The organism is Phascolarctobacterium faecium DSM 14760 (assembly GCF_003269275.1).
GTDB lineage: Bacteria > Bacillota > Negativicutes > Acidaminococcales > Acidaminococcaceae > Phascolarctobacterium > Phascolarctobacterium faecium.
Map to the genome: position 1 here is coordinate 1 of NZ_QLTS01000011.1, position 25,283 is coordinate 25,283.

The 25,283-nt window shown below is 41.4% G+C and carries 21 protein-coding genes, 1 rRNA gene and 1 riboswitch; of the genes, 19 read left to right on the top strand and 3 right to left on the bottom strand.

All coding sequences use genetic code 11. From position 1 onward, the window contains the following. From rrf to larAH10 (C8D73_RS10095), 8 genes are all read left to right on the top strand, one after another. Positions 1–94: ribosomal RNA gene (gene rrf, locus C8D73_RS10060) — 5S ribosomal RNA — on the top strand; the annotation flags it as partial. Between the two features lie 293 nt (positions 95–387). Beyond that, positions 388–1,002: an isochorismate family cysteine hydrolase YcaC gene (ycaC, locus tag C8D73_RS10065; RefSeq protein WP_021717145.1), complete on the top strand. Its 615-nt coding sequence runs from the start codon at positions 388–390 to the stop codon at positions 1,000–1,002. Positions 1,003–1,181: 179 nt separating this feature from the next. Further along, entirely contained in the window at positions 1,182–2,525 is a 1,344-nt protein-coding gene (gene trkA / locus C8D73_RS10070; RefSeq protein WP_021717144.1) for a Trk system potassium transporter TrkA, read from the top strand. 3 nt (positions 2,526–2,528) lie between these two features. Next, positions 2,529–3,986, top strand: coding sequence for a TrkH family potassium uptake protein (locus tag C8D73_RS10075; protein WP_113078111.1), 1,458 nt, complete (start codon positions 2,529–2,531; stop codon positions 3,984–3,986). Between the two features lie 28 nt (positions 3,987–4,014). After that, positions 4,015–5,472: a TrkH family potassium uptake protein gene (locus C8D73_RS10080; protein WP_021717142.1), complete on the top strand. Its 1,458-nt coding sequence runs from the start codon at positions 4,015–4,017 to the stop codon at positions 5,470–5,472. Between the two features lie 93 nt (positions 5,473–5,565). Continuing rightward, complete coding sequence (gene larAH10, locus C8D73_RS10085; RefSeq protein ID WP_232036405.1) at positions 5,566–6,864, top strand: NPN-dependent 2-hydroxyacid racemase, LarAH10 family; 1,299 nt, start codon at positions 5,566–5,568, stop codon at positions 6,862–6,864. Positions 6,865–6,886: 22 nt separating this feature from the next. Further along, a complete protein-coding gene (gene larAH10 / locus C8D73_RS10090) occupies positions 6,887–8,194 on the top strand; it encodes an NPN-dependent 2-hydroxyacid racemase, LarAH10 family (RefSeq protein ID WP_113078112.1) in 1,308 nt (435 codons plus the stop codon). Between the two features lie 20 nt (positions 8,195–8,214). Then, entirely contained in the window at positions 8,215–9,516 is a 1,302-nt protein-coding gene (gene larAH10, locus C8D73_RS10095; RefSeq protein WP_113078113.1) for an NPN-dependent 2-hydroxyacid racemase, LarAH10 family, read from the top strand. Positions 9,517–9,612: 96 nt separating this feature from the next. Here larAH10 (C8D73_RS10095) and fba read toward each other — a convergent pair whose 3' ends face one another. From fba to C8D73_RS10110, 3 genes are read right to left on the bottom strand one after another with little or no spacing between them, the layout of a single operon-like run. Next, on the bottom strand, positions 9,613–10,542 hold the full coding sequence (gene fba / locus C8D73_RS10100; RefSeq protein ID WP_046431370.1) for a class II fructose-1,6-bisphosphate aldolase: 930 nt from the start codon (positions 10,540–10,542) through the stop codon (positions 9,613–9,615). Positions 10,543–10,596: 54 nt separating this feature from the next. Further along, entirely contained in the window at positions 10,597–11,247 is a 651-nt protein-coding gene (locus C8D73_RS10105; protein ID WP_021717137.1) for an RluA family pseudouridine synthase, read from the bottom strand. 1 nt (position 11,248) lies between these two features. After that, entirely contained in the window at positions 11,249–11,437 is a 189-nt protein-coding gene (locus C8D73_RS10110; RefSeq protein WP_021717136.1) for a DUF896 domain-containing protein, read from the bottom strand. A gap of 184 nt (positions 11,438–11,621) precedes the next feature. Between C8D73_RS10110 and C8D73_RS10115 the strand changes: the two genes are divergently transcribed. From C8D73_RS10115 to C8D73_RS10165, 11 genes are all read left to right on the top strand, one after another. Continuing rightward, complete coding sequence (locus C8D73_RS10115; RefSeq protein WP_113078115.1) at positions 11,622–12,584, top strand: ABC transporter substrate-binding protein; 963 nt, start codon at positions 11,622–11,624, stop codon at positions 12,582–12,584. 67 nt (positions 12,585–12,651) lie between these two features. Further along, complete coding sequence (locus tag C8D73_RS10120; RefSeq protein ID WP_044491532.1) at positions 12,652–13,602, top strand: iron chelate uptake ABC transporter family permease subunit; 951 nt, start codon at positions 12,652–12,654, stop codon at positions 13,600–13,602. Next, positions 13,602–14,384, top strand: a complete 783-nt coding sequence (locus C8D73_RS10125) for an ABC transporter ATP-binding protein (protein WP_113078116.1) — start codon at positions 13,602–13,604, stop codon at positions 14,382–14,384. Before C8D73_RS10120 ends, C8D73_RS10125 begins: the two co-directional genes overlap by 1 nt. Positions 14,385–14,386: 2 nt before the next feature. Further along, positions 14,387–14,563: riboswitch (cobalamin riboswitch) on the top strand. 122 nt (positions 14,564–14,685) lie between these two features. Then, positions 14,686–15,501, top strand: a complete 816-nt coding sequence (nifH, locus tag C8D73_RS10130) for a nitrogenase iron protein (RefSeq protein WP_044491531.1) — start codon at positions 14,686–14,688, stop codon at positions 15,499–15,501. A 37-nt stretch (positions 15,502–15,538) separates the two neighbouring features. Then, positions 15,539–16,780 carry a nitrogenase component 1 gene (locus tag C8D73_RS10135; protein WP_170123208.1) on the top strand — a complete coding sequence of 414 codons (1,242 nt, stop codon included), beginning with the start codon at positions 15,539–15,541 and terminating at the stop codon, positions 16,778–16,780. Next, positions 16,773–18,056: a nitrogenase component 1 gene (locus C8D73_RS10140; RefSeq protein WP_113078118.1), complete on the top strand. Its 1,284-nt coding sequence runs from the start codon at positions 16,773–16,775 to the stop codon at positions 18,054–18,056. The genes C8D73_RS10135 and C8D73_RS10140 overlap by 8 nt, the downstream gene beginning before the upstream one ends. Positions 18,057–18,068: 12 nt before the next feature. Continuing rightward, positions 18,069–19,031 carry an ABC transporter substrate-binding protein gene (locus C8D73_RS10145; protein ID WP_113078119.1) on the top strand — a complete coding sequence of 321 codons (963 nt, stop codon included), beginning with the start codon at positions 18,069–18,071 and terminating at the stop codon, positions 19,029–19,031. 2 nt (positions 19,032–19,033) lie between these two features. Further along, a complete protein-coding gene (locus C8D73_RS10150) occupies positions 19,034–20,068 on the top strand; it encodes a FecCD family ABC transporter permease (protein WP_113078120.1) in 1,035 nt (344 codons plus the stop codon). 23 nt (positions 20,069–20,091) lie between these two features. Next, entirely contained in the window at positions 20,092–23,808 is a 3,717-nt protein-coding gene (cobN, locus tag C8D73_RS10155) for a cobaltochelatase subunit CobN (RefSeq protein WP_113078121.1), read from the top strand. Next, a complete protein-coding gene (locus C8D73_RS10160) occupies positions 23,795–24,829 on the top strand; it encodes a radical SAM/SPASM domain-containing protein (RefSeq protein ID WP_113078122.1) in 1,035 nt (344 codons plus the stop codon). The genes cobN and C8D73_RS10160 overlap by 14 nt, the downstream gene beginning before the upstream one ends. 79 nt (positions 24,830–24,908) lie before the next feature. Further along, positions 24,909–25,232 carry a hypothetical protein gene (locus tag C8D73_RS10165; protein WP_021717125.1) on the top strand — a complete coding sequence of 108 codons (324 nt, stop codon included), beginning with the start codon at positions 24,909–24,911 and terminating at the stop codon, positions 25,230–25,232. The last annotated feature ends 51 nt before the right edge of the window (positions 25,233–25,283 follow it).

The window sequence follows — 25,283 nt, forward strand, 5'->3', positions numbered from 1 at the left end:
TCCACCTGTTCTCATCCCGAACACAGTAGTTAAGCCCTTAAACGTCGAAAGTACTTGGCTGGAAGCGGCCTGGGAGGATAGAAAGCTGCCGGTTAGTAAAAGGACCTATACCTTATGGTATAGGTCCTTTTGTCATGTTATAAATACTGAAATTGAATAAACGGAATATTTATTTTTATGGAGAAACTTTATTGTTTAACCCTTACTTATACTTTAAAAACTTATTGTTATCGATAAGTTCTTAAATGACATATTAATTTAACTATGGTCGTTTGTACATTTTATCAGGATATGTTATCTTAATCTTAGCAAGAGGATCCCTTCGCTGTAGTAAAAGATCTTTGAAAGAAATAAAAATATTAATAAGACCGTTAAGGAGTGATTTATATGTCATTTAAATACAAAAGATTAGATAAAAATGATGCTGCTGTTTTGCTCATTGATCATCAGACCGGATTGTTTAATCTGGTTCGGGATTTTGAACCGATTCAATTTAAGAATAATGTTTTAGCGCTTGCGGACAGTGCTAAATTCTTTAATCTTCCTACTATTCTCACTACTAGTTTTGATAATGGCCCTAATGGTCCATTACTTCCTGAAATTATAGAAATGTTTCCTGAAGCTCCTCTTATCAGACGTCCGGGACAGATTAATGCATGGGACAATGAAGAGTTTGTTGCGGCAGTCAAAAAGACTGGTAAAAAACAATTGATTATAGCTGGTATCGTAACTGATGTCTGTGTGGCTTTTGCAGCTTTATCAGCTGTTGAAGCAGGTTATGAAGTTTTTGTAGTAACAGACGCTTCCGGTACCTTTAATGCAGAAGTACGTGATGCTGCGTGGAGACGTATGGAAGCTGCGGGCGTACAGCTGGTAAACTTCTTTAGCGTCGCCTGTGAGTTACATCGCGATTGGCGTAACGATATGGAAGGGCTGGCTGCTTTACTTGGAAAATACATTCCAGCCTATCAAAATATTATGACAAGCTTTAGTGCAAAATAATAAGCAGATAGTGGAATATAATAAATGAAAGATCCCTGAATTCTATTGCTGAATTCAGGGATTTCTTTGTGTCTAAGACTTTCAGCACGGGTATGTATAGGTAATTTAGGTGTTTTTTTGACAAACTTGTGATATAATTGCTCTAGTTATATGAATGTCGGAAATAAGGGTGAATTTATATGCGTATAGTAATAGTCGGAGCTGGCAAACTGGGGTACAGTATTGCTCAGTTACTGGCCGAAGATCAGTATGATGTGGTAGTCGTTGAAATCGATGAAAAACGTCGCGAGGTAGTAAAAAATTCCTTGGATGTATTGACTATTGGCGGCAATGGATGCAGTCCTAATACATTGGACGATCCGGATATCAGAGACGCCGATGTGCTGATCGCATCTACGGATAGTGATGAAGTCAATATGGTTACCTGTATGATGGCTAAAAACTATGGCGTCAAGCACACCGTTGCCCGTATCAGAAATACGGAGTATGCTTTGACTGCGAAGGATTTACTTAATCAGGGAATGAATATTGATTTGATCTTAAATCCGGAACGCATTACTGCTACTGAAATAAATCATATTTTAATGACGCCTTCTGCTTTGGATGTAGATGATTTTGCCGAGGGCAAGGTAAGGATGTTTGAGGCGCGGATGAGCGACGCTTCTCCGTATGTAGGTGTACCTCTGAAAGATTTGGAAATTCCCAAGCAGATACTGATTGCTATGCTGTTTCGCCGGCATAAGATGATTATTCCTCATGGCGATGATATGCTGGAGCCTGGTGATAATGTTTATTTTGTTGGACAGCAAAGTGCTATTAAGGAATTTGAGGAAACTTTCGTTAATACTTATGAAAAAATAGAACGGGTTATGATCATAGGTGCTGGACGCACCGGCAGATTTTTGGCTCCTATGCTGGAAGAGCAGGGACTGTTCGTTAAAGTTATTGAGAAGAATAAAGACCGCTGTCAGCTGATTGCGCAAAAGCTGGAAAATGGTATTGTTTTGTGTGGTGATGGCACAGATATTGATTTATTGACAGAAGAAGGCATTGCCGAGGCTGATGTCGTTATCTGCATTACTGAAGATGATAAGCTGAATTTACTGTTGGCACTGATGGCAAAGCACCTGGGCGCAAAAAAAACTATCGTCCGTGTTGCCCGTAACGAATATGTGGAGCTGATGGAGAAGGTCGGTGTCGATATCGTACTTTCGTCACGTTTGCTGAGTTCCGGCGAAGTGCTGCGTTTTGTGCGCAAAGGCGGTATTGTTTCTGTTTCACTGCTGGAAGGTGCAAAAGCAGAAGCGTTGGAAATTATTCTACCTGATGACTGTGAGGTCATAGGTAAAAGTTTGAAGGATATCAAGCTGCCGCGGGCTTGTCTGGTCTGTGCAGTAGTTCACGATAATGAAGCCGTAGTTCCTAATGGTAATACGGTATTATATGCCGGAGATAGAATTATTATTTTCGTCAAGAGTGAATTTGTAAAACGCGTTATGCCGTTTTTTGAAAGTAGAGGATAATCAATGAATATCAGGCTTGTGATGTATCTGCTGGGTAAGCTGAGCATCGCCTGTGCCGTAGCAATGGTCGTGCCGATGATAACGGCCCTGTTGTTAGGGGAATACATGTTCCTGGGCTTTATCTTTTCTTTTATGATCTGTGCATTTATTGGTGGTGCGCTGATAGGTAATGGTGAAAAGAACAAACGTGCTCATCTTAATTTGCGCGAGGCTTTGGCAACAGTGGGCTGCGGCTGGCTGCTGGTCTGTTTTTTAGGGGCTATTCCTTATTATCTGTCTGGACTTGTCAGCCCTGTAGGTGCAATTTTTGAAAGCACTTCAGGATTTACGACTACTGGTGTAACTACTTTATCATCGTTGAGCAACTTTCCTGACAGCCTGCTGGTATGGCGCAGTATGACGCATTGGACTGGCGGTATCGGTGTTATTATGTTATTTATTACGATTATGCCTCAGGTAGGCAGCGGCGCTAATTATTTATTTAACGCTGAAATTCCCGGTCCGGCTGCAGAACGTACACTTCCGAAAATCAAGGAATCGGCTTTCGTTATTTTTACTGTTTATATATTTTTTACTATTATTACAACAGTCGCCTTAAAGGTAGCAGGTATGAGCTGGTTTATGGCAATGAATTTGGCGCTGGCATCTGTAGCTACAGGAGGATTTTCATATCAGTACGAAAGTCTGATGGAATTTGAAACTGTTTATGTCGAAATGATCGTTATTATTGCTATGGTCGCCGCTAGTTTGAATTTTGCTCTTTATTATAAGATATATCAGCACAATTTTAAGGTTTTTTGGATTGATACAGAACGTAAGGCATACTTTTGGATTATTGGTATCGCCACATTTTTGATAACCTGGAATTTGTATTATACCGGTTATTTTGATGCCGCTACCAGTTTCAGACATGCGTTATTTCAAACCGTATCAATAGCCAGTACAACTGGTTTTGCTTCCAGTGACTTTAATTTATGGCCTGATTTCAGCCGTTATGTACTGTTACTTTTAATGTTTGTCGGAGGCTGCTCCGGTTCTACTGCAGGCGGTATGAAAGTTTCCCACTTTGTGATTTTGCTGAAGGTAACATGGGCAGAACTGCGCAGGACGATCCATCCACGACTGGTTTACAGTATAAAAATGGGTGGACGCAATGTTCCGCCTGTGGTTGTAGGCAATGTTACAAGATTTTTTTATTTGTATATGATAGTTTTTTCGACATTGACACTGCTGATTTCATTGACTGGACTTTCGATGCTTGATTCTATGGGTATTATTGCTGCCTGTATGAGCAGTGTCGGCCCGGCTTTTGGTATCGTTGGCCCTACGGCTACTTATGCAGATGTATCTACTTTTGGAAGATTAGTAGTTATTGCAGCAATGATTTTAGGGCGTTTAGAGATTTTTACATTACTCATTATTATGAGACCTGATTTCTGGCGTGTAAAACGCAACTGGTAAAGGCAGGTCCTTGGAGGCTGTATTTTTTATGAATTTCAGTCTGATAGCTTTTTTATTGGGCAGGCTCAGCTTGGCGCTGAGTGCTATATTGTTGCTTCCTGTGGGACTGGCGATTTTTTATGAAGACGGTTCTTTTGTGGAATTTGCTATTACTTCTTTTACAGCTTTTTTTGTAGGGTTGGGCTTTGTCCAATATGGAAAGTTTGATGAAAAAGAAAATATATCACTGCGTGAAGGTTTTGCGACAGTTGTGTTTTCCTGGATTCTGACTTGTATTATCTGTGCTCTGCCATATGCGTTTTTGCAGATCCTGGACCCTATCTCAGCTGTTTTTGAAAGTATGTCTGGTCTCACTACTACTGGAGCTACAGCTATTACTAATCTGGCAGCTGTACCAAAAACAGTTTTATTTTGGCGCAGTTTTACGCATTGGTTGGGTGGTATTGGTATCATTGTACTGTTTATTGCTTTACTGCCTCAGGTAGCAGGCGGATCTGTACATCTTTTTAATGCAGAGGTAAGCGGCTTTGGGCAGGAACGGCTGCTGCCGCGTATCAGAACAACAGCGGGAGCATTATTTTTTATTTATTGTTTATTTACCGTTATTGGTACTGGCTTTTTGGTTATTTGCGGAATGACTAATTTTGACGCGATCAATCATTCGATGTCGGCAATAGCCACAGGTGGATTTTCTACTTATGATAACAGTGCCATGCATTACAATAGTGTGTCGATTGAAGTAGTATTAGCGATGATCATGTTTTTAGGCGGCGGTAACTTTGCTCTGTATTATGCTGTTACACAGAGAGGGATTAAAACACTGTGGCGTGACAGTGAATTTAAGTCTTATATGATGATCATCGCTGTTTTAACACTTTTGATTACTCTGAATCTGTTTTTCAGCGGTGGGCTGCAGTTTTTTGAAGGTTTGCGCTGCGCATTTTTCCAGGTAGTTTCATTTGCGACTACAACAGGTTATGTGTCTTATGATTATGATACCTGGCCAACTTTTTCTAAGCTGCTGCTGTGTCTGTTGTATCTGGTCGGAGCCTGTGCAGGGTCTACGGCAGGTGGTATTAAAGTAGGACGCTTTGTAGTAATGAGCCGGGCCATTGCGGCAGAATTGCGCAGAGCTATTCACCCGCAGATGCTTTTAACAGTCAATTTTAACGGCAGAGTGATGCCGATTGCAGTAGTCGCAGCAATCAGCAGATTCTTCTTTGTATATATAATGACGATAGCCGTTATGTCGCTTCTGGTGGTTTCAACTGGACTTGGAATCGAAGAATCAATTTTTGCCGTCGCATCCTGCCTGAGCAGTGTTGGCCCTGCTTTTGGAACAGTAGGGGCAACCGGTAATTATGCTGATATTAACTGGTTTGGTAAACTTGTGCTTTGTGTAACGATGCTGCTTGGACGGTTGGAATTATTTACAATGCTGGCATTGCTGCGATCGGAGTTTTGGAGCAGCAATAGAAACTGGTAAAAGGCGGATGTTTTGTAAACATCTGTCTTTTATTTTTACTTAAATAGGAGTATAATAAATTTACTAGTGTAAAAATAGAGGAGGAAAATTGAAGTGAAGAAATATCAACTCCCTTATGGAAATGGATTTCAAGAAGTTACATTACCTGAAGAAAAAGTACTGTATGATATACATGGCAACAAGGCAGATGTACAGGAGGATATCGCTGCTGCAACTTTGGCCGCTGTGCGCTGTCCAATTGCCAGCCAGCCGTTGCAAAAAGTTGTCCGGAAAGGTGATAAGGTTGCTGTCATCGTCAGTGATGTTACAAGACTTGTTCGCACAGCTGAGTTTTTGCCTGTAATTATCAGCGAAATTAATGCTGCGGGTGTCCCGGACGAAGATATTACTATTATTGTTGCCACTGGTACTCATCGTGCACATACACATGATGAAGATATCGCTGTTTGCGGTAAAGATATCGTAAAAAGGATCAAAATCCATCAGCATGACAGCAGGAACAACGAAGAGTTGACAGATTTGGGGGTGACCAGCTTTGGCACACCGATCCTGATCGATTCTTATGTGGCTGAAGCAGATAAGGTAATTATTACAGGTGCAGTTTCACTGCACCCTATGGCAGGCTTTGGCGGCGGCCGTAAGGCTGTTATGCCAGGTGTTTCCGGGCATGCTACTATTATGCACAATCATGCTATTGCGCTGGCTCCTAAAGTTGGCGATGGTTGTAATCCTCTTTGTGAGACAGGTATATTGGAGGGTAATCCTTTACATGAAGATATGGTAGAGGTAACGAAAAAATTAGACCCTGCATTTTTAGTGAATATGGTTTTCACACCTGAAGGCAAGCTGCATGAAGTAGTTGCAGGACACTGGTATAAGGCATGGGAAAAAGGCTGTAAGGATCTTGTTGCTATGGCTGGCGTACCTATTAAGGAGCTGGCCGATGTTGTCTTTGCTTCGGCAGGTGGCAGTCCTAAGGATATGAATTTATACCAGAGCTGCAAAGCTCATATGAATGCTGTTTTTGCTGTAAAAAAGGGCGGTATCATGATACTGACACTGGAATGCCCTGACATTAAAGAACCGGCTATTTTCACAGATTGGTTTTCAAAATCAGATGTGTTGCAGTTTGAAAAAGATGTACGGGCAGATTTTTCTATACCTGCTTTTGTTGCTTTTAAAACACGCTGTATCGTAAATTCATTAACTACATATTTAGTTACCAAACCGGAAAATTTTGAGTTCGTAAGGCAAACCGGTCAAATACCTGTTGCCAGCCTGGAAGAAGCGTGGCTGCTTGCTCAACAGGAACTTGCCAAACAGGGTAAGGATGATTATAAAATTACGATTATGGGACATGCTTCGGCGACAATGCCTGTATTGGAAGCGTAACCGTTTTTGAGGGAGAGCATATATGGCTTTAAAAAGATACGATTTAAACATCGGTAAGCGTATGGAAAGCATTGAATTGCCGGAAGAGCATGTAGTGCAGGTCATTGACGGCGGCAGCGTTTCTAAGATTACCGATATCAAACATGCTACGCTGGAGGCAGTGCGCAATCCTATCGGGACACAGGCATTAAGCAAACTTGTGCATGAGGGAGATAAGGTAGCGCTTATCGTCAGTGATATTACGCGCACCTGGTCGCGTACTAAAGATTATCTGCCGGCCGTTGTAGAAGAGCTAAATAACAGTGGTATTCCTGATGCAGATATTTTTGTAATTATTGCCACTGGCACACACAGGGACAACGACGATGAAGAGAAACGTTTAATTTTAGGTGATGCTTTATTTGCAAGGCTACAGGTTTTTGACCATGATGCGTATGGCTCTGAGGCAAACGTTTTTTTAGGAACTACAAGCAGAGGCACGCCGGTGTATATCGATAAGAGAGCTGTGGAAGCAGACAAGGTTATTTTAACAGGTGGTATTACAACGCATCTGTTTGCAGGTTTTGGCGGCGGGCGCAAGAGTGTTATGCCGGGGCTTGCCGGTGTGGAAACTATCAAACATAATCATTTGCTGGCTTTGACGGATGAAGTTGGCGGCGGTGTGAATCAGGAAACCTATCTGACTAAAATAGAAGGAAATCGTGTCAGTGAAGATATGTGTGAGGTCTGCGCTTTCTTAAACCCCTGTTTTTTGGTAAATTCGATTATGGATGCTGAAGGAGATTTTGTCCGTATCGTTGCCGGCCACTGGTATGATGCCTGGTATGCCGGTACTCAGGAAGTGATGAAATTGCAGGGAGTGGAAGCAAAAGCCAAAGCTGATGTCGTTATTGGTTCTTCTGGCGGTTATCCTATGGATATCAACCTGTATCAGGGAATGAAATCTTATGCACCGGCACAAATGGCAATGCAGCCAAATGGTATTTTTATCGCTCTTTTGGATTGTCCTGATATTTATGAACCGCCTTCTTTTTTTGATTGCTTTCGGTTTAATGATGAATTAAGTATGGAAAAAGAACTGCGGGCTGGTTTTACGATACCATTTTATATTGCTTTCTATATGTATTGTATGTCGAAGCAGTTTACTGTTATTATGGTTACCAGGCCAGAAAACTTTGACGCAGTGCGCAGAACAGGTCAGATTCCTGCGGCAACTTTGGCGGAAGCATGGACGCTGGCACAGAAAAAATTAATGGCACAGGGCAAGGCAGAAACTTATACAGTCAACATTATGCCGCACGGAGTAAATACCGTGCCAATGTTCAAATAAAAACAAGTGAGGGAAAAGAAATGGCATTGAAAACATTTAAATTTGGTATCGGTGAGGGTTATCAGGAAATTTCCTTGCCGGAAGAACATATTTTGCAGGTAATTGAAGGGAATGAAGTTCCTAAACTGGATGATGTTCAGGCAGCAACTATTGAAGCACTGCGTAATCCGATCAACAGCAAGCCTTTGCAGGAGGTTATCAGCAAAGGCGAAAAAGTCGCTGTCATTGTCAGTGATATTACACGCGGCTGGATTCGTACTCCTGAATTTTTAAAATATGTAATAGACGAAATTAATTTAGGCGGCGTGCCTGATGAAGATATTTGCATCGTTATTGCACAAGGTACACATCGTGCTCAAACCAGAGAAGAGGATATTGCAGTCTGCGGGAAGGAAGTTGCAGACCGTATCAAAATATATCAGCACGACTGTCTGGCGGAGGACCTGGTGCATGTAGGTGATACGAGCCGTGGTACACCAGTGTGGATAGATAAACATGTTGCTGATGCAGATAAAGTAATTATTACCGGCGGTATCACTGTACATCTGATGGCAGGTTTTGGCGGTGGACGAAAGAGTATCCTGCCTGGAGTTGCTGGTGATGAAACAATACAGAAAAATCATGCTTTGGCATTGGCTGATGAGGTAGGTGCCGGTATCAGTCAGGAAACAAGGACGACTTTAATCGATCATAATCGGTTGAACGATGATATGTGCGAAGCAGCAGCTTTGGTAAATCCTTGTTTTCTAGTGAATTCTGTAATGGATACGAATGGTGATTTCGCTCGTATTGTTGCCGGTCATTGGTATGATGCCTGGCTGGAAGGAACGAAAGAGGTTATGAAGATCCAGGGAGTTAAGGTCAAGGGACAGGCTGATGTAGTTATTGCTTCTCCAGGAGGATTTCCGAAGGATATCAATCTTTATCAGGGCTCTAAAACCTATGATACGGCAGAAATGGCACTTAAACCTGGCGGTATCGTTATTTCTCTTTTGGAAGCTCGTGAAATCAATGATCCGCCTGAATATATGCAGAGCTTTCATTTCAATGATGTAATTGAGATGGAAAAAGCTGTAAGGAATAAATTTACGATTCCCTTTTTTATTGCATATCGTTTGTTCCTGTTATGTCAAAACAGCACGGTTTATATCGTAACGAGAAAGGAAAACTTTGATACAGTGAAAAAGACTGGTCAGATACCGGTAGAAACTTTAGAAGAAGCCTGGTCACTGGCCCAAAAACAACTGGCTGAACGCGGACTAAAGGATTATACAGTCAATATTATGCAGCATGCTGCAAATACTGTTCCAATGATCGATTAACAACAGATAAAATCCCGCTCTTTTTTAGAGCGGGATTTTATTTTACTAAAAAAGAAACCCCTGCAGATTTTCTGCAGGGGTAGATAACGGCTATATTTACAGTCTGTTAGAACTGTTGAGAACATCACGCATCTTGTGAGCTACCATTTGTTTGATTGCTTCGCGTGCTGGTTTTAAATATTGACGCGGATCGAAATCAGCTGGATTAGTAGCAAGATGTTTGCGAATAGAGGCAGTCATAGCCAAACGCAAATCGGTATCAATATTGATCTTGCAGACACCAAAGGTACCGGCTTTCAAGAGCATATCTTCAGGAACACCTTGTGCGCCGTCAAGTTTACCGCCGTATTTATTGCACTCTTCAACAAAGGAGGGGATAACGGTAGAGGCGCCATGCAGAACCAGAGGGAAGCCTGGCAGTAATTTAGTGATTTTTTCCAACCGGGCAAAATCAAGTTCAGGATTACCTTTAAATTTATAGGCACCGTGGCTGGTTCCTATTGCTATTGCTAAAGAGTCAACGCCAGTGCGTTCAACAAATTCTACAGCTTGATCGGGATCTGTATATGTAGCGTCCTTTGTGTTTACTTTAACCGCATCTTCGACGCCTGCTAAGCGTCCCAGCTCGGCTTCAACGACAACGCCTTTATTATGAGCATACTCTACAACGCGTTTAGTAAGTTCAATATTTTCTTCAAATGGATGTTTGGAACCATCGATCATAACAGAGGTAAAACCTCCATCTACGCATGCTTTGCAGATTTCAAAATCTTCACCATGGTCAAGATGCAGGCAAATGGGCAAACCAGTATCTTCGATAGCGGCTTCAACCAGTTTCATAAGATAAATGTGGTTAGCATATTTGCGGGCACCGGCCGAAACCTGTAAAATCAAAGGTGATTTTTCTTCACGTGCAGCTTCGACGATACCTTGAATTATTTCCATGTTGTTGACGTTGAAAGCACCTACAGCATAATGGCCTTCATAAGCTTTTTTGAACATTTCAGCAGATGTTACTAGTGGCATAGGACAGCCTCCTTTTTGTCTTTTGTTGTAATTAATTATAGCATACTCTATACTTTAATAGTATATAATTTTGAAAAGATCGTTGGGTAAGGCGCAGGATATTTCTAAAAAAATACCGGTTGCAGGATGGTTAAAGCCCAGGTAATAAGCATGCAGAGCGTGGCGGCTTTGCGGTCCTGGTGTTCCGTAAAGGTTATCATTATAAAGCGGGCAGCCGATATGTGCCATATGTACGCGTATCTGGTGGGTACGGCCAGTGTGCAGCTGCAGTTCCAGCAAACTGAGATGTTCCCGGCGGCTGATAAGTTTATAATCAGTACGGGCATATTTTCCGTTTGGAGAAACACAGCGCTCAATAATGCTGCCTTCCTTTCTGGCAATTGGAGCTTCTATTATGCCACTGTCAGCTGGTAATGTTCCTGTAACGATTCCTAAATATTTTTTTATGACCTCCTGCTGGGAAAGCAGAAACTGGATTCGTGGTTCTTTTGCAAAAATGACAAGACCTGAAGTATTGCGGTCTAAACGTGAGACAGGATGGATATTGTGTAATAATCCCTGTTGTTTATAGTAATGTGCAACATAGTTATACAGAGTACTGCCATCTTCCTTTACTGTCGGATGGACCAGCATTCCGGCTGGTTTATTGACGATCAGCAGATATTCGTCTTCGTAAAAAACAGTATATGAAAAATTAAACTCCATATCAGTGCTGTGACGGCAGTTCATCGACTATTTCTATTTTATCGAGCTGTTGCTTGACCTGTCCGCGGATAAAGCCTAAATATTCTTTATATAATGCTTTTTGTTCGCACTGTTCTTCTTCTGTCAAACCCTCACTGCGTTTTTTCCGGGCTAAAATGTTAATGCGGGCAATCATCTCATTAATTTCCATTACTTAAAATACCTCCGTTTCCTCTATGCATTATAGCAAAGTTAGAGGCCCAGAACAAGCGAACTTCCTTGACGCTGGTAGGAATCTATGCTATTATGAAACGGTAATCAATAAGACGTTACGAGTGCCTCTGACGATAACTGACGTTGGGAGGCTTTCTTAATTTTGCAGGGAGAGAGCAATAATGAAAATTTTTAGGGCAGTGTTTGCTGCTGCATTGTGTCTGACTGTTTTTAGCGGTTGTGGTCCAAACGCTGAAAATACTAAACCTGCCAGTGATGATAAAGCATTTTTAACTATTACTGACGATACAGGGCGTACTGTAGTACTGCCTGAAAAACCTGAACGAGTTGTAAGTTTGGCAACTTCATACCTGAATATGATTGATGCTGTAGGCGGTAAGATCGTTGGACGTGCGTCGTCAAAAATAGGAGAAATGCCGGAAACCATGAAAAATGTACCTGAGGTCGGTTTTGTTTATAATATTAATATGGAGAGTCTTATAGGCTTAAAGCCTGATCTGGTTATTGCTAATAAAAATCAACATGAGAAATTTCTTCCGCTTTTGGAGTCTAATAAAATACCTGTTATTGCAATCAATCCAAAAACATATGATGAGGTAAAAGATAAACTTATTTTAATGGGAAAAATCTATGGTGTACCAGAAAAAGGTGAAGCTGCTGCTGCGAAACTGGATCAGCAGGTTAAAGCTGTGACGGAAAAGTTACCGAAGGATGGAAAACGTATTGTTATTATGCATGCAACTCCTTCTAATGTGACAGTTGAGCTGGAAAACAGCATTGCCGGCTGCGTTGCCAAAATGCTGGGATTTCAAAATGTTGCTGTAGGGGTAACGCCTATTAAAGGAAAACCAGAGAAGACTCCGTATAGTATGGAAGCTTTAGTAGAAAAGAATCCGGAAATTATTTTTATTACTTTTATGGGCGACAGTGAAGAGATAGAAAACAGGCTGCGTGCTGATGTGAAAAGTAATCCGGCATGGGCATCTTTAGAAGCAGTACGGAATAACAAAGTATATTTACTGCCTGAAAGATTATTTTTGCTCAATCCTGGTTTGCACTATCCGGATGCTGTAAAATACATGGCTAAAACTGTATATCCAGAGGTTTTTAAGGATGACAAATAATCAGGCGGATACTTTGGAAAGAATTGAAAGATTTGGCATTTCGCGTACAGCCTGGCGGCTTAGTGTCATGGCTGCTTTTGCCATGCTGGCATTTTTAGGTGCTTTTTTAAGCTTAACAAAAGGTTCGGCCGATATTAGTTTAGCGCAGATCATTAATATTTTATCTAATCCAACATTAGAACCGCAAAGTCAGATTATCTGGAATATCAGGATGCCGCGTACAATAGTTGGTGCGTTAGTGGGTGTAAATCTTGCAATTGCAGGTGCCGTATTGCAGGCGGTAATGCGAAATCCTCTGGCTGATCCGCATATTATTGGTATTTCCAGTGGTGCTGGTTTGGCTGGTGTTACGATTATGATTTTATTTCCTACCCTGGAATACCTGATTACACCGGCTGCATTTATTGGTGCAATGCTTGCGGCGGTCTGTATTTATATTTTGGCCTGGAAAAATGGTATCAAGCCTGTACGGATTATTTTAGCTGGTGTTGCCGTATCTGCGTTTTTAAGCGCTGGTATTTCTGGACTGATGATTTTTTATAGTGACCGTGTACATGGAGCTTTAATGTGGATGGTTGGCGGATTGGCTGCCCGCAGCTGGCCGCATGTCAGTATTATTTTACCTTATGCTATTGCAGGTGTTCTGCTGGCTTTTATCGGTGCCGCTTATCTCAATATTCTGCAGCTTGGTGACGAAATGGCGCGTGGGCTAGGTGTTAATGTTGAGGTTACGCGTATTGCCATGACTGCCGTTGCGGCGTTATTGGCGGCAAGCGCTGTCAGTGTCGTTGGCCTCTTAGGGTTTGTGGGGTTGATTGTTCCGCACGCAGCCAGGCTGATAATAGGGTCAGATTACCGCTATTTGATGCCGGCTTCAGGGCTTTTAGGTATTGCTGTGGTAACGCTTAGTGATACTTTTGCACGTGTGGTTTTTGCACCTGTTGAATTACCGGTAGGTATAATTATGGCGTTTATTGGTGCTCCCTTCTTTTTATTTCTGCTAAGGAGGGAAATCTGATGAGTATTTTGCAGGCAAACGAGATTACGATTCGTATTATTGATAAGACAATCATTCATGGTTTGAGTTTATCAGTACCGGAAGGTAAGGTAACATCCATCATCGGACCTAACGGCTGCGGAAAAAGCACTACATTAAAAGCTTTAGCACGTATATGGCCCTGTTATAAAGGCAATGTAACCTTTAATGGTGAAGATATTAAAAAGTTCAGTCACAGGGAATTTGCTCAAAAACTGGCAATTTTGACTCAGGCTCCGCAGTCTCCGGCAGATTTGACAGTCAAAGATTTAGCAGAGATGGGCTGCTTTCCACACCGAAACTGGTTTGGCCGCAAAAGTATGGAAGATGATGCACATGTAGAGTGGGCGTTAGGGCAAACTAATATGCTGGGGATGCAGCATCGTCTGCTAAGCACACTTTCTGGAGGGGAAAGACAAAGGGCATGGATTGCGATGGCTTTGGCGCAGCGTCCGCAAGTGCTTTTACTTGATGAACCTACCACTTATTTGGATATTTGTCATCAGCTGGAGGTAATGCAGCTTTTAGAAAAGCTTAATCGTGAATTACAGTTAACGGTAGTTATGGTTATCCATGACATTAATCATGCTGTGCAGTACTCCGATCATATTGCTGTTATAAAAGAAGGCTATCTTGTAACTGAAGGCAAGCCGCAGGAAATAGTTACAGCACAACTTCTGAAAGATGTTTTTAAAGTTGAGGCTGATGAATTTATCTGCAGTAATGGTATGCCGGCATTGCTTCCGGTAGACCTGGTAAAATAAAACTTTATATTGTTGGATCTGGTGCGCTTTCTGCGTATAATAGAGAAATCGGTGTAACTCCGATACGATCCCGTCGCTGTAATGATGAGCGGACCTTAAAAACCACTGGGTTGAAACCTGGGAAGGGAAGGCGAGCAATGAATCAGAGTCAGAAGAACTGCCAGATCTTTGTACGTTCCCCACGAGAGATGGGAAGGCGTCGGTAAAGTATTTGGCATTTGTACCAATATTTTTAAGAACAGCTTTCCCTTAGGGGATAGTCTGTTCTTTTTTATTTTTAACTTTACGGAGGTAATTGATGATGAAAAAAATTGCATTCTATGGTAAAGGCGGTATTGGAAAATCTACTACAGCAGCTAATGTTTCTGCCGCATTCAGTAAAATGGGAAAAAAAGTATGTCAGATAGGCTGCGATCCTAAAAATGATTCTACCAGATTGCTATTAGGACAAATTTGTCGTCAGACAGTGCTGGATCTGGTACGCGATGCTGAAGATGATATTCAAGCTGAACAGATTGTGCATACAGGTTTTAACGGAATCAAATGTGTTGAAGCAGGAGGACCGGAACCTGGAGTAGGTTGTGCGGGACGTGGCATCATCGTTGCCTTGGAAAAATTGAAAGAACTGGAGGTTTTAAACGATGAGGATCTAGTGTTATATGATGTTCTGGGCGATGTCGTCTGTGGTGGGTTTGCCGTACCTATTAGAGAAGGCTATGCTACTGATATTTATATAGTTTCTTCTGGTGAACTGATGGCGTTGTATGCAGCAAACAACATTGCTAAAGGCGTTAAAAGATTTGCCGCAAGAGGTGAAGTAAGGCTTGGCGGTATTATTGGCAATAGCCGAAATACTCCCAATGAACATGCGTTATTGATAGAATTTGCCAGAAGACTGAATACTAAATTGATCGCCTTTATTCCCCGCAATGTGATTGTAAACAAAGCTGAAAATAATAGACAGACTGTTATAGAATATGCACCAGACTCTGAGCAGGCACAGGTCTATAGAAACTTAGCCGATGATATATTGAAAAATACAGAACTGTCTATACCTACACCTCTGAAATTTGAGGAACTGGAGGATTTAGTAGCAAGCTATGGCAATCAAGACTAAAAGAATGCTCTCTAAAACAAAAAGCTGTAGCTGTAGTATGCCCGGAGTTTGGCGGGCTGCTGCTTACTGCAGTGGTGCGGCTGTTATTTTTCATAGTCCCAGAGCATGTGCTCATGTTGCGCGCAGTATGGATATCAGCGCACAATATCGAGCTTTGGCTAATGGAGCTGCTGAAAATTTGAAGCCTATACCAGTGGTATCAAGTATGCTGCAGGAAAAACATTCTATTTTTGGTGGTGCAGATCGTTTGCGTGCCTGCATTGAAGATGTAGTAAATACTTATAGGCCGAAGTGCCTGATAATTGCCAATTCTTGTGTGGCCGGAGTTATTGGTGATGATGTCGAAGCAGTAGGAAAGGAAAGCGAAGTTAAATATGGTATTCCTGTTCTTACTGTTCCGTGTTATGGTTTTTTGGATGGAGAATATTATCAAGGATATTTTGCGGTAGCAGAACAACTTGCTGAAAGATTTTTCCATAAACAGACAAAATTGGAGAATACTGCGTTGCTTATTGGTGACAATGGAGGCCCTTGGGGACATTATGCCAAAGAGGTAAAACGTTTACTGGCATATTTTTCGATTAAGGTTATTGGACAGTTTCCGGGATATATTCCTATAAATGAATTACCTCAGATTACAGCTGCGTCTTTTAGTATTATTCTCGGTGGACGCGGACAGACTTATAACGGATTGACTAAAATAGCCAGGCTGTTAGAAATGAATTATGAGGTTCCTTATTTACAGGATGGATATCCTGTAGGATGGGATAATACAGTCGACTGGCTGAGAAATTTGGGAGTTTTTTTGCATCAGGAAGATTTGGCAGAAAAGGCTGTAGTACAGGAAAAGGATAAATTATTTGCTTTTGCCGATAAAGTAAAAAAAATAACTCAGGGAAAGCGTTGTGTCGTTTGTATTGGCAGGATGCTGATGTATTTCCATCCGGCTGGGATTCTGGAAACATTACGCAGATTAGAGATGCAGGTGGAAGCGATTATTTTGTTTGACAATTATAACACGAAAGAAAGAAAATTAATGGTCGAAGCTGTTTCAGCACAATGTCAGGCCCCAATCATTGATCAGACAGCAGGTCAACAACTATTGGAAACAGTTGATTTAGTTCTTACAACTCATGAAATAACTAATAACCAGGATATTAAACAGATATTTTTACCGATGCTCCCACTTGTAGGTACAAGTGGAGAGATTGAGTTTATGGACTGTATTTATAAAACCTTATGTCGCCGTGGTGAAAAAGGAGGTATAGTCTATGTCTGAAACAGCCGAGTGGGGCAATGTGTGCAGTCGAGTCGACACCTGTGCTTTAACTGGTGCAGCAGCTTTTTTTACTGGTATTAAAGGTGCGGAGGTGTTGGTTAACGGGCCGCTATGGTGCTATTTTTATGCCCTGCGCCACCTTGAAAAATCTAACAGCAGGTTGGGAGAACGCTTTCATGGCTCGCAGCCGGATAATAATGCGGTCGTTTATGGAACAGAAGAATGTTTAACAGATGCTTTGGATTATATTAGGGAAAATAGGGCACCTTCAATTCTTTTGATTGAAAACAGCTGCAGCGTCAGTTTGATTGGTGATGATATTGAGGGCATTGCCGCTAAAGCAAAGCTGCCTTTTTCTGTAATAGGAATGGACAGCGGCGGTCTACGCGGCGGTTTTGCTGAAGGATACAGCAAAGCCAGCATCAGGCTTTGGCAATATTTGGATTTACCTGATATCAAAATAAAATGTCGTTTAGGCGTTAATTTATTAGGAGCGACTACTGCTTATTTTAACGGCAGAAACGATCTTGAAGAAATTAAAAGGATTTTAGAAACTGCAAATTATAGAGTTATTGCGGTGCCTGGAGCCGGGAGTGAACTTGAGACATTGCAAAAAATTCCTGCTGCTCAGTTGAACATCGTTATCAATGAGGAGTTAGGTCTAGAGACGGCTAAATATCTTAAAGAACGATATGGCACTCCTTATGTTGTAGCAGGGATACCTTATGGATTAAAAGGTACACTGCGTTGGCTGGAAAAAATTGCAGAAGTATTACCCAGTGATTTGGAAAGTGTCCGAGAAGAATGCGTAAAAACTCAGGAAGAATTACTGGCTGCAGTTAATGAAGCCAGATGCACCTGGGGCGAATTATGGTTTGATAAAATTATTGTTGCCGCTCCTGGAACAACTGCTTTTTGCATTGCACAAACATTGCGCGAAGAATGGGCGGATACAGAAAAATTGACTGTTATCTGTCAAAACACTCTTAAAGATTTACGGGGGCCTGTGGAAGCAGATGAAATTCTACTGGCAGAAAAAAACAGTAAAAAAATTGAACAGATATTGCAGCAGTCTGATAATACGCTTATTCTTGGAAGCAGTAGTGAAAGCTCTGTTTTATTGCGTGAAGGGAAAAAATTTTGGTGTTGTAATATTGCGTATCCCGTACAAGATGAGGTACTGCTGACGACAGCTCCGTTTGCAGGTATTCGTGGCGCCGGGCATATGCTGCAGCGGCTGTGGAATTTAAAAATAAAAGCACAGCTGCCCTATTAGGAGTGAAGGTTAATGAAAAAGATACTGTTGGTTTTATTTGCTGTTTTATTGCTTATAACCAGTGGCTGCGGTCAAAATACAGATATTCCTAAAGCAAATTCTGCCGCTGCTTATGTTGTTACAGATGATAAAGGCCGGCAGATAAAAATTGCAGGTAAACCGGTACGAATAGTATCTGCAACTTATGGGACTGATGAAATTTTAGCTGAGATCGTAACCCTTGATAGGGTTAAGGCTTTTAGTAAATGGGCTGGTGATCCTGAAATAACATTTATAACTAAGGAGCAGGCAGACCGTGTCGGTAATAAGGTTGGTGAAAATACTGAAGCAATCGTAGCATTAAATCCTGATTTGGTTTTTGTTTCTACGGCTACTCCAGATTCTTTGGTGAAAAATCTGGAAGATATGAAAATTCCTGTATATGTTGCCGGAAGTCCTAAAACAATAGAAGCTATGCGCAAAAAGGTTTTGGGCGTAGCTGCTGCTGCTGGTGAAAAGTCTAAGGGTGAAGCACTTGTAAATACTATGGATAACAAACTGGCTGAACTTGAAAGTAAGCTGAAAGTAATTCCTAAAGATAAGGAAAAGGTTGTAATGGCATTTTCATTTATCGGCGCTATTGGGCGCAAAGATAATTTGCTTGATGATATTTTTTCGTATGCTCATGTTCGTAATGGTGCGGCGGAAGCTGGACTTGATCAGGGCAGCAATGCATTATCCAAGGAACGTATCATTGAGATTGATCCTGATGTATTTTTATTACCAACATGGAATTTTGATTCTAATAATGATGTGCAAAAATATGCACAGCAGGTGGCTGCTGATCCTGCCTTTAAGAATATCAAAGCGATAAAAAACAACAGGCTTGAGTTTGTGTCTGACCGTTATCGTTATGTTGCGTCACAGCATGTTACAGATAGTATAGAAGCTGTTGCAAAGGTCGTTTATCCTGAATTGTTTGCCAAGGGGGAATAAGTTTGTTTAATCGAAAATCCGGCAAAAAGTTTATCTTCTTATTATTTATAGGTCTGCTGATTGTAGCGGCGATATCTTTGACCTGCGGGCAGATAAAAATACCGTTGCATAATACTTTATCAGCCATTGGCTATCAGCTAGGTCTGCCTTTTTTTGATAAAAACGATTTTACACAGGAGCAGATGGCGGTTGTTTGGTATATAAGGATGCCCCGTATGGTCGTGGGACTTTTGGTAGGTGCCGCTTTAGGTATATCGGGAGCCGTTATGCAGGGGATTTTCAGTAATCCATTGGCAGATCCTGGTATTATAGGCGTTTCAAGTGGCGCTGCGACAGGGGCAGTACTTTCGATAGCATTGGGCTGGGCGACGGAAAGTATGTTTGTGATGCCTGCTTTTGCTTTTTGCGGTTCTGTTTGTGCTGTTGCCTTAACAGTATTTTTAGCAATGCGTAATGGGAAAATACCTGTTATGACTTTGCTGCTTGCCGGCGTCGCTGTGGGGATGCTGCTTGGTGCGGTGACATCTGGATTGTTGACATTTATGAATGAACAAAAATTACAGCAGTATCTGTTCTGGATGGTTGGCGGTCTTGACTACAGACGCTGGGAACATGTTTATATGGCAATTGGCCCTGTAAGTATTGGTGTGATAATAATGCTTGCTTTATCAAGACATCTAAATATTCTGGTACTTGGAGAAACAGAAGCCAGAGCAGTTGGTATGCCTGTTTTACCATTTAGAATGGGTTTACTGTTTGTTGCAGCTATGACAACTGCCACTTCTGTTTGTGTCAGTGGAAATATAGGTTTTGTAGGATTAGTTGTTCCACATATGATGCGTATGCTGGTTGGACCTGATCACCGCGTGCTGTTACCTGCCAGTGCTTTGGCGGGAGCTGCATTTTTGGTTGTTTGTGATTCTTTAGGGCGTATCATTATTCCACCTGCAGAAGTCAGGGTAGGCATTATGACTGCCCTTTTAGGAACGCCTTATTTCCTTTATTTGCTGCGTAGAATGCAGAAACAGGTATTTTAAAGTGAGAAATATGGAGGAAGAAAATGAGCAAAGTAGTATTTTTAAGTAATGTCGACAGACGTTTTGCAATGATGAAGGTTGCTTTGCAGCAGCTGCAGCAGGAAAATTTATTGAGTAATGATTCTGTTTGCGTTAAGCTTTCCGATAATACTGTCTGGAATGACGAATGGCAGAAGCTTTTAGAAGATGCAGATATTCTATTGCTTAAATGGATGGGAGCAGGACTTGACACCCATTTTTTCAAAAAACTGCTGCCATTTATTAAAAAACATCAACTGCGATATTATATTGACGCTGCCGGTACTGAAGAGGAAGAACTGGTAAGCGGAATAGAAAAAAATGATTTAGAAAAATTAAAAGCGTATGCTTTGTACAGCGGTATGAAAAATTATCGTAATTTGTTTTTATATGCTAATGGTATTTTGACCGGTAAAACGGATATCGAACTACCAGATCCTATGTATTGGAGCGCGATTTATCATCCGAAAGCTAAAACTGTTTATACAGATCTGGCAGCATATAAAAAAGATTTTTGCGATGCTGCAAAACCGACTATTGGTATTTTATTTTATCGTGACGAATGGGTATGGGATGACCTTGTCTATCAAACGGCATTGATTGAAGAAATAGAACGTCAAGGAATGAATGCTGTTTGCGTATTTAGTAACGGTATGCCTGTTTTAGAATTAGGAATGCCAAGCCTGATCAAAATTTTTGAAGATTATTTTTGTGAAAATGGTGTGCCGTCAATAGATGTTTTTATCAATACAATGAAATTTTCGTTGACAGGTGCACGATCAATGACGCTAGATTTTCTGAAGAAATTTAATGTACCTGTTTTACAGGCTTATACTTTATTGACACCCTACGAAAACTGGCGTGATGATTTTGAAGGCATGAATGCTATGGAAGTTTCTATCAGCGTAACGATGCCGGAATTTGACGGCGCGATCCATGGTGTGCCTATAGCTAATAAAAAACTACTGGAAAATGGCGATGTACGTTATCTGCCTATCAACGAGCGCATTGTGCGTATGGTAAATAAAGCACGGAAATGGGCTGTTTTGCGGCGAAAAAAGAATGCTGATAAAAAAGTTGCGATCATTTTTCACAATTACCCACCGCGTAATTCTAATATTGGCAGTGCTGTCGGGTTAGATACTATAGAAAGTATCAGACTTGTCTTGCAGGCGCTGAGAGAACGTGGCTATAAAGTTGATACTATCCCTGAAGACGGGAAAGAATTTATCAATGAATTGACGGCAAATGCTACTAATGATAGAGCTTTGCTTACGGAAAAGCAGCTGGCAGCTGCCAATAAGTTAAGTGGTGCTGATTATAGAAAATTCTTTGAATTGCAGGAGGAGGGCGTAAAAGCACAGCTGGTAAAAGATTGGGGCGAAGCTCCGGGTGAAGTTATGAACTATGATGACGATTTACTTATTCCCGGAACAATGAACGGAAATATATTTGTTACAGTGCAGCCTCCGCGTGGTTTTGGTGAAGATCCAAGCAAAATTTATCACTCTCCTTTCTGCGCTCCCACGCATCATTATTTGGGTTTCTATCACTGGCTGCGCGATATCTGGCAGGCTGATGCGGTAGTGCATGTTGGTACTCATGGATCCCTTGAATGGCTGCCTGGTAAAAATGCCGGACTCAATAATACCTGTTATCCGGATATTTCTTTGGGCGATCTGCCTAATATCTATCCTTATCTTATCACGATTACCGGTGAGGGTATTCAGGCCAAAAGACGTGGTGCTGCCTGTCTGATAGAACATTTGCCGCCGCCTATGACTGATGCCGGTGTTTACGACGAATTAGAAGAGCTTGAAAAACTGATGGATGAATATTGTCATTTTGAGACTACTCAGCCGGAAAATTTAGAAAAACTTCAAAGCTTGATTTTAGAAAAAGTAGTGCAGGCAAATTTGCAGGATGAAGTTTTTTTTGATGAAGAAAAGCCTTTTAATGATTACGTCATGGGTCTGCATAACTATATTACTGATTTGAAAAATATGCAGGTTAGGATAGGCTTACATATTTTGGGACAACCGCCTCAGGACGAAAATCTGCGTGAGTATCTAATGCTGTTGACGCGGCTGGAAAATGGTGATATTCCGTCTTTGATGCAGGTATTGGCAAAACATTATGGTTTTGACTATTATGACCTGTTGGAAAACAGCGGCTTAATTTACGAACCTTTAAATATTACTTATGGCGCTTTAATAGATAAATTACGTGCCCGCAGCCGCAATATCATAGCACTTTTGATTGAGCACGGTTTTGATGAAGAAAAACTGTATAATTTAGAAAATCTTGAGTGGGTATGTGATGGAAGCAGCGAATTTAAGTTAGCGCTCAAACAAATCTGCTGCTATATTTGTAATAATATTTATCCCAATCTGATGCTTACTTCACAGGAAAGAGAAAACCTGCTAAGAGGATTGGAAGGGCAATATATCGAACCGGGACCGTCAGGAGCTCCAAGCAGCGGCGGTGCTGATCTTTTACCTACCGGACGAAATTTTTATGGTATTGACCCGAGAAATCTGCCAACTCCTGCTGCATGGGAAATAGGAAAAACTTTGGGCGATCAGGTAATCGAAAGGTATATCAGTGAAGAAGGACGATACCCTGAAAGTGTTGGTATAGTTTTATGGTCAGGTGCCAATATGCGCAGTCACGGTCAGTGCGTAGCAGAATTTTTATATCTTTTGGGCGTACGGCCGCAATGGCAGCATGGCAGTCAAAGAGTAATCGGTCTTGAAGTCATACCGCTGATGGAATTGAAACGTCCCCGTATTGACGTCACTGCCAGGATCAGTGGTTTGTTTAGAGATACTATGCCCAGTGTAATGAATTTGCTGGACAAAGCTGTTTTACTGGTAGGGGAACTTGAAGAAGATGAAGAGCAAAATTACGTTCGTAAGCATTTACTTGTTGATAGTCTGGAACTAGAAGCGGAGGGTTTAACAAAAGAAGATGCTTGGCGGCAGGCTGCTTTTCGTATTTTTGGAGATGAGCAGGGTGTTTATGGCGCTGGCGTAGCAGCGCTTTTAGAGGCAAAAAATTGGGAAAGTATTGATGATATTGCCGAGGTGTATGTTCGTTGGGGCGCGCATGCTTATGGCGGCAAGGTCAAGGGTAAGTTTTTACCGCAGCAGTTCCGTAAAAGAATGGGAAGCTTGGACGTAACAATTAAAAACGAGGATAATCATGAAACTAATATGCTCAGTTCAGATGATTATAACGCGTATCATGGTGGTATGATCGCTGCAGTACGCAGTATCAAAGGTTCTGCCCCGCGTTCGTACTGCGGCGACAGTACTGATAAAAGCAAGGTCGTCATGCACAGTGTACAGGAAGAGGCTAAACGTATTTTCCGCAGTGAAGCTATTAATCCTAAATTTATCGAGGGTATGATGAAGCATGGATATAAAGGTGCTGCCGATATGGCTAACTATATTGCACACAGTTTCCAGTGGGATGCTACAAGCTCTGTGATGGAAGATTGGATGTATGAAAAATATGCCGAAAAATATACATTCGACCCCAAAGTACAGGAATGGCTGCGTGATGTTAATCCATGGGCTTTGCAGCGCATGGCGGAGATTTTACTGGAAGCGGATCAGCGTGGTCTGTGGCAGGCGAAACCTGAAACCAAAGCAGAATTGCAAAAGATCTATTTATCAGTAGAAGGCGAATTAGAGGAACGCAGTGATGAACATTCCTAAAATCAAGATGCTTGTTCTCAGCTTGACCGGTCAGTGCAATTTTGCCTGCAAGTACTGTTATGCAGCAGAACATGACGGCAGTATGCTTAAAGTTGATGATGCCATTAAAGCTGTGAATTTGGCGGCAGGCAGCGGAGAAAAATTTGTTATTCAGTTCAGCGGTGGTGAGCCGCTGCTGAACTTTGAATGTTTGAAAGCTGTTGTTAAATATGTTCAGGATAATAACCTGCCTGCTGTTTTACAGATACAAACAAATGGATCATTGATGACGGATGAAATAGCAGAATATTTATTCAAAAATAAAGTTGCAATTGGTGTCAGTTTAGACGGCAGACCGAATATCAATGATAAGCTGCGCCTGACTAAAGCCGGAGATGGAGCAACAAGTTCAATTTTATATGGTTTAGAAGTTTTAAAGCGTAATAATATAGCAGTTGGTATTACCTGCGTAGTTACAGACGAAAATGTCAGCGAATTGGCCGGTATAGTAGAATTTGCTTATTTTATAGGGAATATACGCAGGATAGGCTTTGACCTGTTGAGAGGGCAGGGAAGAGGAGCTGTCCTCAAACCGCCTTCCGAAACAGCTATGCGTAAGGCAATGGAACAGGTTTACGAAAAAGCACGTCAGCTAGCATATTTAACAGGCTATAAAATTCATTTTGCCCAACAGGAACGAGTTAAAATACTTTGTGCTGATTCTTCCCATGAATTTGGCCACTGTTATGCGATGAATGGAGAAGCAGCTTTTATTGATGCCAAAGGCGATATTTATGCCTGTTCCTCCCTTGTCGGTAATAAAGATTTTTATATTGGTAATGTAAAAAATGGGCTGGACACTATATTGGTAAAGAAAGTCCAGGAGCAAATCAGAACTTCAATGTTTTTTTGTAAGCAGTGTGAAGATTTTAAATTGTGTGGTGGCGGCTGTTTTGCCCGCTGGTATGGCAGTGGAGTTAAAGAAGCATATCTCAGCGAATGTGTATTAAAACAGGTATCTATTAAACAAATAAAAATATAGAAAATGCTTGACCATATGACAGGTATATAGTCTAAAATGATAATGAAAGAAAATAAGAATATTTTAAGAGGTGATTAAAATGACTTGTAAAGAACATCCTAAATATGAATTGCCGAATACTCCGCATGCCAAACATCGTTATGAAAGCGCTATGAAGCATGTAGAGGCTGCTAAAGCTGCTGGCAAATCTTCTGAAGAAATTCATGCTATTTTCAAAAAAGTAATGGAATTTGACATCAAAGATGTTGAAAAATTACCTGCTGATGGACCGCATGCCAAATATAGGAGTGCCGTTATCCATGCTCAAAAAGCAATTGCTGCTGGTAAAAGTAGCGAAGAAGCGCATGAATTATACAGAAAAATCATGGCTGGTGAAGCAACCGGCGGTTGCGGTCATCATTAAAATTTCATAATCTGGTTGTTAGAAGTGCGTTAAGCCGCGATCCCGTCGCTG